Annotated in this window: 17 protein-coding genes; 6 read left to right on the forward strand and 11 right to left on the reverse strand. The window is 63.2% G+C overall.

What is annotated here, in order from left to right; translation table 11 throughout:
- Nucleotides 1–46: 46 nt before the first annotated feature.
- Nucleotides 47–1,141, reverse strand: coding sequence for an aldo/keto reductase (locus NTA49_RS03820; protein ID WP_258293333.1), 1,095 nt, complete (start codon nt 1,139–1,141; stop codon nt 47–49).
- Nucleotides 1,142–1,307: 166 nt separating this feature from the next.
- Here NTA49_RS03820 and NTA49_RS03825 point away from each other — a divergent pair, with 166 nt between their 5' ends.
- Entirely contained in the window at nt 1,308–1,868 is a 561-nt protein-coding gene (locus NTA49_RS03825; RefSeq protein WP_258293334.1) for a TetR/AcrR family transcriptional regulator, read from the forward strand.
- Between the two features lie 62 nt (nt 1,869–1,930).
- On the opposite strand, the gene NTA49_RS03830 is transcribed toward NTA49_RS03825, so the two are convergent.
- Together NTA49_RS03830 and NTA49_RS03835 are read right to left on the reverse strand one after the other, a co-directional pair.
- Nucleotides 1,931–2,479: a peptidylprolyl isomerase gene (locus NTA49_RS03830; RefSeq protein WP_258293335.1), complete on the reverse strand. Its 549-nt coding sequence runs from the start codon at nt 2,477–2,479 to the stop codon at nt 1,931–1,933.
- Nucleotides 2,472–2,978: a peptidylprolyl isomerase gene (locus NTA49_RS03835; RefSeq protein WP_258293336.1), complete on the reverse strand. Its 507-nt coding sequence runs from the start codon at nt 2,976–2,978 to the stop codon at nt 2,472–2,474. The genes NTA49_RS03830 and NTA49_RS03835 overlap by 8 nt, the downstream gene beginning before the upstream one ends.
- Before the next feature lie 133 nt (nt 2,979–3,111).
- Here NTA49_RS03835 and NTA49_RS03840 point away from each other — a divergent pair, with 133 nt between their 5' ends.
- The 5 genes from NTA49_RS03840 (at nt 3,112) to NTA49_RS03860 (ending at nt 8,703) form a co-directional block, all read left to right on the forward strand.
- Complete coding sequence (locus tag NTA49_RS03840; RefSeq protein WP_258293337.1) at nt 3,112–4,302, forward strand: phosphoglycerate kinase; 1,191 nt, start codon at nt 3,112–3,114, stop codon at nt 4,300–4,302.
- A 225-nt stretch (nt 4,303–4,527) separates the two neighbouring features.
- Entirely contained in the window at nt 4,528–4,827 is a 300-nt protein-coding gene (locus NTA49_RS03845; RefSeq protein WP_258293338.1) for an FtsB family cell division protein, read from the forward strand.
- Between the two features lie 147 nt (nt 4,828–4,974).
- Entirely contained in the window at nt 4,975–5,985 is a 1,011-nt protein-coding gene (gene pdhA, locus NTA49_RS03850) for a pyruvate dehydrogenase (acetyl-transferring) E1 component subunit alpha (RefSeq protein WP_258293339.1), read from the forward strand.
- A 3-nt stretch (nt 5,986–5,988) separates the two neighbouring features.
- Complete coding sequence (locus NTA49_RS03855; RefSeq protein ID WP_258293340.1) at nt 5,989–7,374, forward strand: pyruvate dehydrogenase complex E1 component subunit beta; 1,386 nt, start codon at nt 5,989–5,991, stop codon at nt 7,372–7,374.
- 12 nt (nt 7,375–7,386) lie between these two features.
- Complete coding sequence (locus tag NTA49_RS03860; RefSeq protein ID WP_258293341.1) at nt 7,387–8,703, forward strand: pyruvate dehydrogenase complex dihydrolipoamide acetyltransferase; 1,317 nt, start codon at nt 7,387–7,389, stop codon at nt 8,701–8,703.
- An 84-nt stretch (nt 8,704–8,787) separates the two neighbouring features.
- On the opposite strand, the gene cysE is transcribed toward NTA49_RS03860, so the two are convergent.
- The 8 genes from cysE to NTA49_RS03900 all read right to left on the reverse strand — a co-directional run bounded on the left by cysE (nt 8,788) and on the right by NTA49_RS03900 (nt 16,451).
- Nucleotides 8,788–9,603 (reverse strand): serine O-acetyltransferase, encoded by an 816-nt coding sequence (gene cysE / locus NTA49_RS03865; RefSeq protein WP_261368122.1) that lies wholly within the window; start codon nt 9,601–9,603, stop codon nt 8,788–8,790.
- Between the two features lie 108 nt (nt 9,604–9,711).
- Entirely contained in the window at nt 9,712–10,011 is a 300-nt protein-coding gene (locus tag NTA49_RS03870; RefSeq protein WP_258293342.1) for a DUF7742 family protein, read from the reverse strand.
- Nucleotides 10,011–12,338 (reverse strand): baseplate megatron protein TIM-barrel domain-containing protein, encoded by a 2,328-nt coding sequence (locus NTA49_RS03875; protein WP_258293343.1) that lies wholly within the window; start codon nt 12,336–12,338, stop codon nt 10,011–10,013. The genes NTA49_RS03870 and NTA49_RS03875 overlap by 1 nt, the downstream gene beginning before the upstream one ends.
- Nucleotides 12,339–12,393: 55 nt before the next feature.
- Nucleotides 12,394–12,735 carry a hypothetical protein gene (locus tag NTA49_RS03880; protein WP_258293344.1) on the reverse strand — a complete coding sequence of 114 codons (342 nt, stop codon included), beginning with the start codon at nt 12,733–12,735 and terminating at the stop codon, nt 12,394–12,396.
- A gap of 212 nt (nt 12,736–12,947) precedes the next feature.
- Nucleotides 12,948–14,108 carry an endolytic transglycosylase MltG gene (gene mltG, locus NTA49_RS03885; RefSeq protein ID WP_258293345.1) on the reverse strand — a complete coding sequence of 387 codons (1,161 nt, stop codon included), beginning with the start codon at nt 14,106–14,108 and terminating at the stop codon, nt 12,948–12,950.
- On the reverse strand, nt 14,108–15,367 hold the full coding sequence (gene fabF, locus NTA49_RS03890; protein WP_261368123.1) for a beta-ketoacyl-ACP synthase II: 1,260 nt from the start codon (nt 15,365–15,367) through the stop codon (nt 14,108–14,110). The genes mltG and fabF overlap by 1 nt, the downstream gene beginning before the upstream one ends.
- Before the next feature lie 131 nt (nt 15,368–15,498).
- Nucleotides 15,499–16,029, reverse strand: a complete 531-nt coding sequence (locus NTA49_RS03895; protein WP_258293346.1) for a GNAT family N-acetyltransferase — start codon at nt 16,027–16,029, stop codon at nt 15,499–15,501.
- A 188-nt stretch (nt 16,030–16,217) separates the two neighbouring features.
- Nucleotides 16,218–16,451 (reverse strand): acyl carrier protein, encoded by a 234-nt coding sequence (locus tag NTA49_RS03900; RefSeq protein WP_258293347.1) that lies wholly within the window; start codon nt 16,449–16,451, stop codon nt 16,218–16,220.
- Nucleotides 16,452–16,624 lie beyond the last annotated feature (173 nt).

The following is a 16,624-nucleotide window of genomic DNA, read 5'->3' on the forward strand; positions in this document are numbered from 1 at the left end:
CGGCACCTGCCGCGACGCCCGTTTTTGTCTTGGGGGTGCAAGCGGTTCAGGCAAGGCCAGCGCTCTGCGCGCCCCACCCGATCACGTCGTTGCCGCCAAAGACCATCTGACGCACCGCCTGCGAGCCAAGCGACGCGGTAAAGCCATCGACAGGTTTGCTGGCCGCGTTCAGTCGGTTCATCTGGTCTTCACCAAGATGAAGATCAGCAGCCATGATGTTCCCGCTCAGCTGCGAAAGACTGCGCGCGCCGATCAAGGTGGACCCGACGCCGGGCCGTGCCATCGCCCAGGCAAGCGCGGCCTGTGCGGGTGCGCAGTCCAGTTCCGCCGCAACTTCGCGCAGCGTATCCAGAATATCCCAATTGCGGTCTGTAAACTTGCTGTCTCCGAAAGGGTTCGCGCCGCTCAGCCGCCCGGTGTCACGTACATCCTCGCGCTTGTACTTGCCGGTCAGAAAGCCCCCGGCAAGCGGGCTCCATGGCATGACGCCCATGCCCGCCTCGCGCGCGGCGGGAAAATGCTCTTGCTCCACGTCGCGGGCGACCAGCGAATATTCGAGCTGCATGGCAATCGGTCCCGGCACCCGGCGTTCCGACGCGAGGGTCGCGGCTTTCATTGCGACCCATGCAGGCATGTCCGAAAAGGCGTAATGCCGGATTTTGCCGGCACGCACCAGATCGCCCAGGGTCTGCACGATCTCTTCGACAGGCGTGACACCGTCCCAGATGTGCATCCAGTAAAGGTCGATGTAATCGGTGTTCAAACGCTTGAGCGATGCGTGGAGGGCCCGGTGGATATTCTTGGCCCCTGCCCCACCCGCATGGGGATTGCCCGTGCCGCCCGACGCTCCGGTCAGCGGGCTTGTCGATCCGTTGAAGCCGAACTTCGTCGCCAGAACGACCTCGTCACGGGATCGGGTCTCGGCGATGAACTTGCCGACAAATTCCTCGCTGACGCCACCGGCGTAAATGTCCGCCGTGTCCACAAAATTGCCGCCAGCCTCGCGGTAGGCGTTGAATATCGCGCGCGCGCTGGCTTCGTCTGCGCCCCACGCGCCGGGGCCGAAAGTCATCGTGCCGAGACACAGAGGGCTTACGACAAGACCGGATCTTCCAAGGGTGCGGAAATTCGAGAGGGACATGGGGCAGCTCCATAATTACATAGTGATCGCTATGTAATAGTCATGGCTGGCTTGATCGCTGGGGTCAACCACTTTAATAGTCATCACTATGAAAGAGCCGAACGCACCACGCCGGAAAACCGGTCGCCCCCTTTCGTTTGACCGCGATGCCGCGCTTGAAAAGGCGATGCTCGCGTTTTGGGAAAGCGGATACGAGACGACGTCGATCAGCGATCTGACCGCAGCGATGGGCGTGACCGCCCCCAGCATCTACGCGGCTTTCGGTGACAAGAAGCAATTGTTTCTCGAAGCGTTGAGGCGCTATGCGGGCGATCCTGCCGACCTTGAAGAAGCCTTTGCCAAGGCGCCGACAGCGCGTGACGCCGTGATCCGCATGATCGAGGGTGCCGCAAGGCTCTATACAGGCGAGGCAACCCCCAAGGGGTGTCTGCTGGCCAGTGCCGCAGCAACCGGATCGAAGGCGGCGACCGATGTGCGCAACGCAGCAACGCAAGAGCGGCGCGTGATCCGGGCGATCATGATACGGCGGATCGAAATCGACATCGAGGCGGGTCTGTTGGCACCAGGGACCAAACCGATGGTTCTGGCCGATATGGCGCTTGCGGTCACGCAAGGCATGTCCGTTCTTGCGCGCGACGGTGCCGACCAGAATGCACTGCTGGCGGTCGCCCACGCGGCGATGAACGGATGGCCGGGGCCTTCTGCCGGTGACGCGACGGATGGCTAAACGGCGAAAGGCCCCCGCGTAGCAACGCGAGGGCCTGTCCAGATCCTGCGAAACCGCACCGATCAGTCGGTGACAGTCACCGATTTCATCACGTCATAGGCACCGTCGATGGCCCCTGACCGTGGGTTGCCCCGCTTGAGACTGTCCAGCACGTCCAGCCCATCGGTCACGCGGCCCACGACGGTATAACCGCCGTTCAGCGAAGGATATTGCGTGAACATGATGAAGAACTGGCTGTTGGCGCTGTCCGGGCTTTGCGAGCGGGCCATGCCCACGACGCCGCGCTCGTAGGGGATGTCCGAGAACTCCGCTTCGAGGTCGGGCATGTCCGATCCGCCCGTGCCTGCGCGCGACGTGTCGCCGCCGGATTGACCGAACTCCACGTCGCCGGTCTGCGCCATGAAGTCTTCGATCACGCGGTGGAATACGACGCCGTCATAGGCACCCGCCTCTGCCAGTTCCGTGATGCGCGCTACATGCGCGGGGGCCACGTCTTCCAGCAGGTCGATCTGGATCGTGCCCTGGGCGGTTTCGCCCTCGACCTCGATCGCAAGACCCGTGGCCAGCGCGGGGCTGGCCACGAACATCAGAGGGATCAGCAGCTTACGCATCGGCAGCCACCTTGACGCTGATCATCCGGTCGGGCTGCGCGGGCGGCTCGCCACGGGTCAGCGCATCGACATGCTCCATGCCCGAAATGACCTGTCCGTAAACGGTGTACTGACCGTTCAGGAAATCATTGTCCTTGAAGTTGATGAAGAACTGGCTGTTGGCGCTGTTGGGGTTGGCCGAACGCGCCGCACCGATAGAGCCGCGCGCATGCGGGATCTTCGAGAACTCGGCAGGCAGGTCGGGCTTGTCCGACCCACCGGTGCCGGCGGCGCGGATGTTAAAGCCGTCTTCCATGTCGCCGTTCTGCACATCGCCCGTCTGGGCCATAAAGCCTTCGATGACGCGGTGGAACGCGACATTGTCATATTCACCGGCGCGGGCCAGCTCTTTCATCCGTTCGACATGTTTGGGTGCGATGTCGGGCAGCAACTGGATGGTGACGGTGCCACCTTTCAGTTCCATCAGGATGGTGTTTTCCGGGTCTTTGATCTCGGCCATTGTCGGCTCCTCTGTCTTGATATTGCATGGATACCTAAGGGGTGGGCCGACTTTTGCCAAGGCACCGCATTGACCTGACCCGCAAATCCCGCGAAACACCGCCCAACGAATTGAGTTAAAGGGATTGATTGCGATGGCGTGGAAGACACTGGACGACATGGACCTGAACGGCAAACGCGTGCTGTGCCGCGTGGACATCAACGTACCGGTCGAAAACGGGCGCGTCACCGACGCCACCCGCATCGAGCGGATCGTGCCGACGGTGCAATACATCCTGGAACAGGGCGGCACGCCGATCCTGATCGCCCACTTTGGCCGCCCCAAGGGCAAGGTGGTGCTGGACCTGAGCCTGCGGGTCGTGGTCCCTGCCCTGTCCGAGGCGCTGGGGCGCAAGGTGCGCCTGATCGAGACGCTGGACGCCGCCGAGGCAGGCACCGACGAAATCGCAGGCGCCGACGTGCTGCTGCTCGAAAACATCCGGTTCTATCCCGGCGAGGAAAAGAACGATACGGCGCTGGCGCAGCGGCTGGCCGGCTTGGGCGATATCTATTGCAACGATGCGTTCTCCGCCGCCCACCGTGCCCATGCCAGCACCGAAGCGCTGGCGCGTCTGCTGCCCGCATGTGCGGGCCGCCTGATGCAGGCGGAACTGCAAGCCCTGGAAACTGCGCTGAGCGTGCCGGAACGCCCCGTGGGTGCCGTCGTGGGCGGTGCCAAGGTATCGACCAAGATCGACCTGCTGCAAAATCTCGTGCAGAAACTGGATGTTCTGGTGATCGGCGGCGGCATGGCCAACACGTTCTTGGCCGCGATGGGCGCCAACATGGGCGCGTCCCTGCGCGAGGATGATCTGCTCGACACCGCCCGCGCCATTCTGGACGAGGCCAAGACACGCGGCTGCCGCGTGATCCTGCCCGTCGATGGCCGTGTGGCGCGCGAATTCGCCGCCGGTGCGCCCTATGACGTGATCTCGCTGACGGCGAATACCGTGCTCGAGGCCGACCAGATGGTGCTGGACGCAGGTGACGCCGCCGTGGTCGAGATCGTCGCGGCCTTCGAGACGCTGAAGACGCTGATCTGGAACGGCCCGCTTGGCGCCTTTGAAATCGCCCCCTTCGACACGGCCACGGTCGCTGCCGCGCAGGCTGCGGCCAAGCTGACCCGCGAGGGTGCTCTGGTCACAGTCGCGGGCGGCGGCGACACGGTGTCGGCACTGAACCAGGCGGGTGCGGCGGATGACTTTACCTATATCTCCACCGCTGGGGGGGCTTTCCTCGAATGGATGGAAGGCAAGGAATTGCCCGGAGTTGCAGCGCTGTCCTGAGACGGCCCTTTCGGGTGATCGCCGCACGTGCCCTGCCCTGCTCGCCGGGGCGCGGCGGCAAATCTGCACGGGTCCGATGCCGCGCGCACCAAAGGTGTTGCGCGAACGGATCACCGCCGGGCAATTGTGATCAAAAGGCGTGCATCGGGGGATTCCCATTGCGAATCATCTGTGTCATTGTGACCTCATCGCCCGTTCAAGAGGCGGCACTAAAAGGCAGCAGTCATGACCCGCATCGCGCGCCCCGCATTTGGTAGATTTCTCTTTTTCGCCGTGGCCTTTGCCCTGTGCGCCTATTTTACCTTTGCCGCCGTTCAGGGTGACTTTGGCCTGTTCCAGCGCGCCCAGATCGACGCCGAGGCGCGCCTTCTGACCACGCAGCTTGCCGATGTGCGCGCCGAGGTGGCCCGCATGGAGAACCTGACGCTGCGTCTGTCCGATGACTATCTCGACCTCGACCTGCTGGACGAACAGGCGCGCAGCATCCTGGGACTGGTGCGCGCGGATGAAATCGTCATCCGCTGAGGCGCGGCCCATCTGCCTGAAAACAGACCATTGTCCCTTCCATACCGGGGCGGATGGTCTTTTGCCCATATAACCTCTCGCATGACAGCGCCGAATCCGATAAAAGATAGTTTAACGCTAAACTATTAACGTCAGGGAGGGTCGCGCATGGCCGCCAGAAAGACCACCAGCAAGCCGAATGTTTCGGCAGAGGAGCTCAAGGCCTACTACCACGACATGCTGCTGATCCGGCGTTTCGAGGAAAAGGCAGGTCAGCTTTACGGCATGGGACTGATCGGCGGCTTTTGTCACCTCTACATCGGTCAGGAGGCCGTCGTGGTCGGCCTGGAAGCCACCGCCAAGGAAGGCGACAGCCGCATCACCACCTACCGCGACCACGGTCACATGCTGGCCTGCGGCATGGACCCCAACGGCGTCATGGCCGAGCTTACGGGCCGCGAGGACGGCTATTCCAAGGGCAAGGGCGGCTCGATGCACATGTTCTCCAAGGACAAGCGGTTCTATGGCGGGCACGGCATCGTCGGCGCCAACGTGCCCTTGGGCGCGGGTCTGGCCTTTGCCGACAAGTACAAGGGCAATGACGCCGTCACCTTCACCTACTTCGGCGATGGTGCCGCGAACCAGGGCCAGGTCTACGAGACCTTTAACATGGCGGCCCTGTGGCAACTGCCCTGCATCTTCATCATCGAGAACAACCAGTATGCGATGGGCACGTCGCAGCAGCGCTCGACCTCCAGCGCCGAGATCTGGGAGCGCGGCAAGGCGTTCGGCATTCCGGGCGAGGCCGTGGACGGCATGGACGTGCTGGCGGTGAAGGCCGCAGGCGAAACCGCCGTGGCCCACTGCCGCGCAGGCAAGGGCCCCTATATTCTGGAGATCAAGACCTATCGCTATCGCGGCCACTCGATGTCGGACCCGGCCAAGTACCGGACCCGCGAGGAAGTGCAAAAGATGCGCGACGAGCGTGACCCCATCGAGGCTGTGCGCACGCTGCTGCTGCAAGGCGAGCACGCGACCGAGGAGGATCTGAAAGCCATCGACAAGAAGATCAAGGACGTGGTCAACGAAAGCGCCGAGTTCGCCAAGAACAGCCCCGAACCCGCGCTCGACGAGCTGTGGACCGACATCTACGCAACCGAAATTCCGCAGGAGGCTTGATCCATGGCAACCGAAATTCTGATGCCCGCCCTTAGCCCCACGATGGAAGAAGGCACGCTGGCCAAATGGCTGGTCAAGGAAGGCGACACCGTCAAATCCGGTGACATCATGGCCGAAATCGAAACCGACAAGGCCACGATGGAATTCGAGGCCGTGGACGAAGGTGTGATCGGCAAGATCCTGATCGAAGAAGGCACCGAAGGCGTGAAAGTGAACACCGCCATCGCGATCCTGCTTGAAGAAGGCGAAAGCGCCGAGGACATCGACACCGCGAAATCCGAGCCCGCCAGCGCGCCTGTGCCCGCCAACAAGGAACAATCGTCCGAAACCGCCCCCGCCGAAAGCAAGACCCACCCCGAGCCTAAGGTCGAGGCCGACACCACGCCCGACTGGCCCGAAGGCACCAAGCTGAAACAGCAGACCGTGCGCGAGGCCCTGCGCGACGCCATGGCCGAAGAGATGCGCCGCGACGAAAACGTGTTCCTGATGGGCGAGGAAGTCGCCGAGTATCAGGGTGCCTACAAGATTTCCCAGGGCTTGCTGGACGAGTTCGGCGCCAAGCGGGTCATCGACACGCCGATTACCGAACACGGCTTTGCGGGCATCGGCGTCGGTGCGGCCTTCGGGGGCCTGCGCCCCATCGTCGAGTTCATGACATGGAACTTCGGCATGCAGGCGATCGACCAGATCATCAACTCGGCGGCCAAGACGCTCTATATGTCGGGCGGCCAGATGGGCGCGCCGATGGTGTTCCGTGGACCCAACGGTGCCGCCGCGCGCGTCGGTGCGCAGCACTCCCAGGACTATGCCGCGTGGTACATGCAGATCCCCGGCCTGAAGGTCGCGATGCCCTATTCGGCCTCGGACTACAAAGGGCTGATGAAATCCGCGATCCGCGACCCGAACCCGGTGATCTTCCTTGAGAACGAAATCCTCTATGGCCGCAGCTTTGATGTGCCGGACACCGACGATTACACCGTGCCCTTCGGCAAGGCCCGCATCTGGCGCGAGGGCAAGGACGTCACCATCGTCAGCTTCGGCATCGGCATGACCTATGCCTTGGAAGCGGCCGAGAAACTGGCCGCAGACGGCATCGACGCCGAGGTCATCGACCTGCGCACCCTGCGCCCGATGGACACCGCCAGCATCATCAAGTCGGTGCAAAAGACCAACCGCTGCGTGACCGTCGAAGAAGGCTGGCCCCAGGGGTCGGTCGGCGGCTACATCAGCTCGGTCCTTATGCAGCAGGCGTTCGATTATCTGGATGCGCCGGTGATCAACTGCACGGGCAAGGATGTGCCGATGCCCTATGCCGCCAATCTGGAAAAACACGCTTTGGTCACCACCGCCGAAGTGATCGACGCGGTGAAAACCGTGACATACAAATAAGGAGCGCGCGCTATGCCCATTGAAATTCTCATGCCCGCTCTTTCGCCCACGATGGAAGAGGGCACATTGGCCAAATGGCTGGTGAAGGAAGGCGATACCGTCAGCTCGGGCGACCTGCTGGCCGAAATCGAGACCGACAAGGCAACGATGGAATTCGAAGCCGTGGACGAAGGCGTGATCGGCAAAATCATGGTCGCGGAAGGCAGCGAAGGGGTCAAGGTGAACACCGTGATCGCCGTGCTGCTGGAAGACGGCGAAAGTGCCGACGACATCGGGGCGTCGACAGCGGCGCTTGATGACGCCGGCGCCAAGGCCGAGGAGAAACCAACAGCCGAAAAGACCCCGGAGGCGAAAACCTCCGAGGCTGCAGCCGCCCCGCCCGCGCCCAAGGACGACGACGGCAAACGCATCTTCGCCTCGCCCCTCGCGCGCCGCATCGCGGCGGACAAGGGCGTGGATCTGGCGGGCGTCAAAGGCTCCGGCCCGCATGGCCGCATCGTCAAGGCCGACATCGAGGGGCTGTCCGCCTCCGACACGCCCAAGGCCGCAGCGTCAAAACCTGCAGCCGAGGAAGCGCCCAAAGCAGCCATGGCCAGCGGCCCCTCTGCCAGCGCTGTCGCCAAGATGTACGAAGACCGCGACTACGAGGAAATCAAGCTCGACGGCATGCGCAAGACCATCGCCGCCCGCCTGACCGAAGCCAAGCAGACCGTGCCGCACTTCTACCTGCGCCGCGACATCCAGCTGGACGAACTGCTGGCCTTCCGGGGCACGCTGAACAAGCAGCTCGAAGGGCGCGGCATCAAGCTGTCGGTCAACGACTTCATCATCAAGGCCTGCGCCATCGCGCTGCAACAGGTGCCCGATGCCAATGCCGTCTGGGCCGGGGATCGCATCCTGAAACTGACGCCATCGGACGTGGCCGTGGCCGTGGCGATCGAGGGCGGGCTGTTCACACCCGTCCTGAAGGATGCGCATCACAAGTCGCTGTCGGCCCTGTCGTCGGAAATGAAGGATCTGGCGGGCCGCGCCCGTGATCGCAAGCTTGCCCCGCACGAGTATCAGGGCGGCAGCTTCGCGGTCTCGAACCTTGGCATGTTCGGCATCGACAACTTCGACGCGGTGATCAACCCGCCACACGGCGCGATCCTGGCCGTGGGTGCGGGCGTCAAGAAACCCGTCGTGGGCAAGGACGGCGAACTGGCCGTGGCGACAGTGATGTCGGTAACGCTGTCGGTCGATCACCGTGTGATCGACGGCGCGCTGGGTGCGGAATTGCTGAACGCGATCAAGGACAACCTTGAGAACCCGATGGCGATGCTGGCCTGAGCCTGCCGGGCACCTTTCCAAGCGCGCAAAACAAAAAGCCGGGGCAGATGCCCCGGCTTTCATCGTTCAAAGCTGGAAAACAGCCTACAAGTCGTCGTTCTTACCCAGCATGTGGTTCATCGAAATCGCCGGCTGATCACAGCCCGCCTCGCCCACGATGCGCGCGGGAATACCCGCGACGGTCTTGCAGGGCGGCACCGATTCCAGCACGACGGACCCTGCGGCAATCCGGCTGCAATGGCCGATGGTGATGTTGCCCAGCACCTTGGCCCCTGCCCCGATCAGCACGCCATCGCCGATCTTGGGGTGGCGGTCCTGCTCTTCCTTGCCGGTCCCGCCCAGCGTCACCGAATGCAGCATCGACACGTTGTCACCCACCACCGCCGTCTCACCGATCACCACGGAATGCGCGTGGTCGATCATGATGCCCTGTCCGATCCGTGCGGCGGGGTGAATGTCCACGCCGAAAATCTCGCTGACACGCATCTGAAAGAAATAGGCCAGATCGCGGTGCCCCTGTTCCCACAGGAAATGCCCGACACGGTAGGCCTGAACCGCCTGATAGCCCTTGAAATACAGGATCGGCTGCAACAGCCGGTGGCAAGCCGGATCGCGCTCGTATACCGCCACCAGATCGGCACGCGCCGCGTCAATCAGCTCGGGCGATGCGGCATAGGCCTCTTCGACAATCTCGCGCACCACAACCATCGACATCTCGTTCGACGCAAGCTTCGCGGCGATCCGGTAGCTCAGCGCCTTGTCAAAGGTCTTGTGATGCAGGATACACGCGTGCACGAAACCACCCACCAGCGGTTCGTCCTGCACCGCCAGCCGGGCCTCGTCCGAGATCTGGTCCCACACCGGGTCCATCGCAGAGACGTTCGTTCGCAATTCAGCCATGTCACCTGTCCTTTCACGCTTCTTGATAGCGCAATAGCGGTTAAATGGCCAAACGCAAACCTGTGATTGTCCTCATTCGCAATGGCGATGGATGCGCGCAGGTGCGGATCAAAGGGGCGGATCAACTCGGCCCGGACGGTCACGCAAGCCCAGCAAAACCAGCGTCAGACAGTCGCAATAGCCCGCATCATCCAAGGTCGGCTCGGTCGCCAGCACCCGTTTTCGCGCCGCATCCGACAGGGTGCCATTGCCCCAAAGCGGGTGCGCGCGTCCGGTCCGACGGACGTGAAGATCGGCCCAGATCGCTTCGTTTATCATCCGGGCACTCAAGCCCGGGCGCTCTGACGCGGGCTGCGCCAAAAGCGCCCGCGCCGCATCGCGCAGGTCGGTCAGCAGCACCGCGCGCATCACAGCGTAACCGCAATGCGTCCTGCCAATCCCGCCCCATACCGCGCCGAGATCTGCGCGACCTCCAGCGTCAGGCCGCCCAGCGCCGCATCTGCGGCCTGTTCCGCCGCGCCATAGGTCCACGCGGGCGCGCCGACCGTCTGTTCGCGCAGCACGGCACCCTCCCGCAGCACCCGCACACGGTAGCTTTCCACGTCTTCGCCCAAGGGCACCTCGGGCGTATCCCACCCGTCTCCGTCGATGCGCGTGCGCCTGATCCAGGTCAGCACCACATCGCCCGTGCCCAGCGCCTCGGCCCGCAGATGCACCGGCGCATAGGGCCGCAGCCCGTTGCCGTCAAAGGCCTGCACCTGTGCCACAAAGCTGGGGTCGTCCAGACTGCGCCGTGCAGGACCAATCCGGTAATGTTGCGCCACGCGCCGCATGCTGGCGGCCATCTCGATCTGCGTGGGCGTGCCGTTCATCAGCACCACCCAGGACCCCACAGGCCAGGCATCGGGCATCAGCGCGTCGGTGCCCAACTGCCCGCGCAACCGGTGGCGCAGCAGATATGTATCCGGCCCGATCAGTTCTGCGTCCCGAAACTGAAACAGCTCCCAATTGTCGCTGCTGCCATCCCCGATCGCACACAGGTTGCGCCCGTTCAGCACCGCGGTTTCGGTCACCGCCGACAGTGTGCCATGCAGCAAGCGCACCTCAAGTGCTGCCCCCTCATCCCAGATCCCCGGCGCATGGCAAACCAGCGTCGATTGCGCAAGGCCGATGACGGCCTCTTGCGCCACGACGGTGTTCAGCGCGAAATCCTCCTCGGTCGGCGCGCTGTAGACGGCCACCGATCCGGGCCAGGGCCGGGCCGTGATCGCCAGATGCGGCGCATGCGGAACCTCGTCGCCGGTCATCATCGGCAGGTCCAGAAAGAACGGCGACACCGGCACCGGCGGGACAAAGCCCCGCACCGTCGCCAGCAGGTCCTGCATGTCCGAGGGCGTATAGACCCCCGGTTCAATCCGCACCGCCTCAAGCATCTGCATCGCGCCCTGTTCCACCCGGTCCACGCGATATTGCCCCGTGCTGCCTTCGGCATCGGCCAGGGCGATCACATCCCCCGCACCGACAGCCATCCACGACGGCGGCAGCGCCACACGCACCGTGTCGCGGGCCACCCGCGCCTCGATCAGCCAGCGCTCGGCCACCTGCCGCCCTTCGGCGCGCGTCATCGCCAGAGCGATGTCCGAAGTGGCCACCGCCTGCGTTGCCTCGTCGGGCAACACCGCCTCTTCCGCGATGGTCTCAAAGTTGCCATCGGCCTGCACGAACCGCAGACGCACACGCCCCACCATTTCGGCCTCGGCCTCGCGGATCTGCTCCAGCGTGCCTTCCATCTCTTCGCTCATGGCGAACTCGGGCGCAGGCACATCCGCCGTCACCAACCCGTCACGCGTTCGAAAGGTCAAAACCCCGTCCCGCTCGACCGCGTCAAAGCCATAGCGCAGCATCAGCGGCTGCAACGATGCACGTGCATCGGCAACCTCGCCCACCACATAGCCGCGCACATACCCGTGCAAGGCCGAGGTGTCATAGGCCAAGAGCCCCGCCGCCGTGCAGATTTCCCCCACCACAGACGCCAGCGTGCGCGCACCCGTGCGTCCGTTGATCCAGTGTCCACGGGTGTAATTGTCACCGTCGCTCCATTGCACGGTGTTGTTGGGAAAGAACGGATAGGGCCGCATATCCCAGGCCCACACGAAACTGCGCGACAGATCCAGCATCGGCGCATTGTATTCAATCGACACCGGATTGCGCTCTGCCTGCCCCCAGTAGGAATAGATCGCCCGCAGGTATTGCTTCTGGATCAGATCGTCGCGCGCGCCGTTCGAATAATGCGGCAGATCGCTTTCCGATGATTTCGCGTCCAGAAACGTGTTGGGCTGGTTCGTGCCCTTGTCCACAGCGGCACAGCCCAGTTCATCCACCCAGGCCGCATCGAACTGCGGCCCGCGCAGCCCTTCGGGGTCATGCGCGGAATGCACCGTCGCCACCGCCCCATTGGGCCACTCCAGCCGCTTGCGTGTGCCAACCCACTTGGGGCGGCGGTCGGGCGGCGAACAGGCCATGATCCCGCTGTCGCCAAAGATCATCACCTCGCGCACCTGATCCTGCGTCTCGCCCACCAGCGCGACCCGTGTGCAGGCACCCGCATCAAAGGGCCGCGCGCCCTCGACCTTGCTGCGCACCCATTCGGCCCCCGCACGCGTCTTGCCCGCACCGCGCCCCCCCAGGATCACCCAGGCCCGCCAGTCGCCCTTGGGTGGCAACTGATGCGGCATCGCCCAGAACTCGAACAAAAAAGGGAGGGCACGAAGCCCCCCCCTTCCGATTTCGTTAAGAAAAGTCTCTCGCTCTTGAACAGTGGCGCAAGCGATCAAGTCTGCACCCGATCTCAGTCCTTGCGGCGTCGAGGTCAAGAGCATAGCCACCCTGCGCGATGAGGGATTGTTTCCGACGACATTCTGCAACTTGTGTCTCCAGTTTCATACAGGTCTCAAGCGACGATCGCAGCGAGGCAACCGTCGCCTTTACATCTTTTGCATCCGCATCCCCCCCGTTCCGCGCCTCCTCTTTCAAGAAAACGAGCTGCTCACGAAGCTCTCCGAGCTCACGGTAAACCGTGGCCAATGCCTGTTGGATCTGCTCGGCATCCTCTTCCGGGGTTATGATGATCATTCCGGGTCGTTCACCTCTCTTCGGTTAGGGTCCCCCGTATGACAGAGCACGAAAAAACGGCCGCCGAGGTCACCCTCGGGGCCGTTTGCCCATGTCTTCCAGCATGTCACAGTGCCTACATGAAACCGCGCGCAAAGTCAAGCTTCACGCCCCGCAAACCACCGCCCAACCGTCCGTTATCATTACGAAAACTTAACGATTTGGCCCGCGGATCAGTTCTCCTGCGCAGGTTGGCGCGCCTCGATCTCACGCCATCTGGCGACGTTGCGGTTGTGCTCGTCCAGCGTTGTGGCAAAGGCATGGCCACCGGTGCCATCGGCCACGAAGAACACGAACTCGGTGCTGTCGGGCCGCGCCGCCGCTTCCAGACTTGCGCGTCCGGGGTTGGCAATCGGCGTCGGCGGCAAGCCTTCGATCACATAGGTGTTCCACGGCGTGGCCCCCCGCAGTTCCGACTGCCGCAGGCCACGGCCCAGCACGCCCTCACCCTTGGTGATGCCATAGATCACCGTGGGGTCGGTCTGCAGCCGCATGCCCTGATTGAGCCGATTGACGAATACGCTCGCGACCTGACGCCGCTCTTCGGGCACGCCGGTTTCCTTTTCGATGATCGACGCAAGGATCAGAAGCTCCTCGGGTGTGCTCACAGGCAGATTGTCGTCGCGCCCTTCCCAGGCCGCCGCCACCAGAACCTCCTGCGCCGCTTCCATACGCGCCAGAATGGCCGCACGGTCGTCGCCGGGCCGCACTTCATAACTGTCAGGGGCCAATGCACCCTCGGCAGGCACCTCCGGCACCTCGCCCTCCAGCAGGTCGATCCCGCGCAGCGCCTCGGTCACCTGCCAGCTTGTCACACCTTCGGCGACCGCCACCCGGAACCGCGTATCGGCCTTGGCCTTCACGTCCGTATAGATTTCCGGTGTCTCGTCGACACCCTGATCGAACTCGGCCCGCTCCACGAACGCGCTGGTTGCAGGGTCCAGTTCGCGCACCTGAACCGACACCCGGTTCACACCGACGCGGTACACCACTTCGGTGCCGCAGGTGCTGGCCCCGCCACGGGTGACCACATCCACGATCTGCTCCATCGACGCGCCCGGCTCCACCAGAAAGCTGCCGGCCTTCAACAGATCGGTCTTCTCGGCGTAATCCGCACCGATGCGCAGGATCGGGCCGCTGGTCACAGCCCCCTGATCCACCAGCGACGCGCTCACACGATCAAAGTTCGTCCCACGCGGCACTTCAACGCAAATGGCATCCGTCAGCGGCCCAGCGGCCTGATACTGCCCCTTGCCCCACAAGATTACGCCGCCCAGCAAGAACATGGCCAGCAACAGGAACGTCAGCGCGTTCGACGCGATATGCCGCCACATCAGTCGACCTTTCCGAAGATCACCGATGCATTGGTCCCACCAAAGCCAAAGGAGTTCGACAACACGATATTCACCTCACGTTCGCGCTTGGCGTTGGGCGCAAGGTCCACCGCCGTCTCGACCGCAGGATTGTCCAGGTTGATCGTCGGCGGGCACACCTGATCGCGGATCGCCAGAATGCCAAAGATCGCCTCGATTGCCCCCGCAGCACCCAAGAGGTGCCCGGTCGCGGATTTCGTCGACGACATGGTGACCTTGCTCGCATGATCGCCCAGCATCCGCTCGACCGCACCCAGCTCGATGGTGTCGGCCATGGTGCTCGTGCCATGCGCGTTGATGTAATCAATGTCCGACGGCTGCAAACCGGCATTGCGCAGCGCCGCGCGCATCGCACGCTCGCCGCCTTCGCCGGTCTCCGAAGGTGCGGTGATGTGATAGGCATCGCCCGACAGGCCATAGCCCTTGACCTCGGCATAGATCTTCGCCCCACGCGCCTTGGCGTGCTCGTATTCTTCCAGCACCACGATGCCGGCCCCCTCGCCCATCACGAAACCGTCGCGGTCCACGTCATAGGGGCGGCTCGCCTTCTTGGGGTCATCGGCAAACTTGGTCGACAGCGCCTTGCACGCGTTGAAGCCCGCAATCCCGATCTTGCAGATCGCGGCCTCGGCCCCGCCTGCGATCATCACGTCCGCGTCGCCATGCTGGATCAGACGGCTGGCGTCGCCAATCGCATGCGCCCCGGTCGAACAGGCCGTCACAACCGAATGGTTCGGCCCCTTGAACCCATAGCGGATGCTGACCTGACCGCTGATCAGGTTGATCAACGCACCGGGCACAAAGAACGGGCTCACGCGGCGCGGGCCCTTTTCTTCCATCATCACGGCGGTGTTGGCAATGCTGTTCAGCCCGCCGATGCCCGACCCCATCAACACGCCCGTGCGCTCGAAATCCTCGTCGCTCTGCGGTTTCCAGCCGGAATCCTCCACCGCCTGCTGCGCTGCGGCCATGCCGAACAGGATAAAGGTATCGACCTTGCGCTGTTCCTTCGGCTCCATATACTTGTCGGCGTTGAACGTGCCGTCGCTGCCATCGCCCAAAGGCACTTCGCAGGCATAGGTCGTGACCAGCCCTTCGGTGTCAAAACCCTTGATCGGTCCCGCACCCGACTGACCGTCCAGAATACGGCTCCACGTCGCCTCGACCCCGTCGGCCAATGGCGTCACCAATCCCAATCCCGTCACAACAACTCTGCGCATTGAAATGCCCCTTTGTCTCGTTTTGACGCTAATAGCCCGTCAAAGCCCGCGTGTTCAAGTCCAACGCGACATCCCCCAAAGTCATCGGGCGCGCCGCATCGCCGCAATATTGGCCGATTTTCGCCGGCCAATCAGGGTGGAGATTTTCGTATCATCAAATCCACTGCCGCGCCATCCACCTCGGTGCGGCGCAGCGGTTTGTACCCAAGCGTACCGGCCAGCCGCAGCGACACCGCGTTGTCGGGGCTGATGCGGCAGACCAGCGGGCCGGTCACCACCCGATCGAACCAGTCATGCGCCGCCTGTGCCGCCTGCCGCCCCAGCCCGCGCCCCTGCACATCGGGGCTCAGCACCCAGGCCGCCTCGGGATAGATGTCGAAATCTGCGCCCAGTCCCCGCACCCCATAGGAAAAGCCGGTCTGCCCGACCAGCGACTTGGTGCCCTGCGCCTCGATGGCCCATTGGCCAAATCCGGTCATCTGCCAATGCCCCGCATTGCGCAGGAACGAATCCCACGCCTGGCTGCGGCTCCACGGCGCACCGCCGATATGACAGGTAACGTCGGCCATCGCCCAAATCTCGGCATAGCGGTCGAAATCATCGGGCCGAAGCGCGCGCAGCGTCAGTCCCTTGGTGTTGATGGTCGGAATTACACGCGACATGGGGGCACGCGACTTGAGGGCGATAGATGCATTGTAACGGGTCCTGCTGCGGCCTTTGTTGACCAAGGCTCTGCCCCGACACTGTCCCCATGCGCGCCCCCGCGCAACGAACTTCTCTTCCAAAACGCAAAAACGGCGCCTTTCCGCAAGGAAAGACGCCGCTTCAACTGCTTGAAAGCAGCGTGGACTTAGGATGCTTCGGAAATGAATTTCACTGCATCGCCGAAAGTCTGAATCGTTTCCGCCGCGTCGTCGGGGATCTCGATGCCGAATTCTTCTTCGAACGCCATCACCAGTTCAACGGTGTCCAGGCTGTCCGCGCCCAGGTCATCAATGAACGATGCGTTCTCGACAACCTTGTCTTCTTCAACACCCAGGTGCTCTACAACGATCTTTCTTACGCGGTCTGCGATGTCGCTCATTTCTAAGTCCTCATTCCAACAGGCAAATATCTTGCCCTTCAGTGGTGCCGCCCCTGCTGGTGCGACATGGTCGTGCCCCCCCAGGGGGGCGGCTATTCCAAAAGCGCGTCTCCGCGTTCCCGGTTCAAATCTGCGCCGCCTATAGCATATCCCGAAAAGATGGCAAGGCTTCT

The organism is Pseudosulfitobacter koreensis (assembly GCF_024733015.1).
Classification (GTDB): domain Bacteria; phylum Pseudomonadota; class Alphaproteobacteria; order Rhodobacterales; family Rhodobacteraceae; genus Pseudosulfitobacter; species Pseudosulfitobacter koreensis.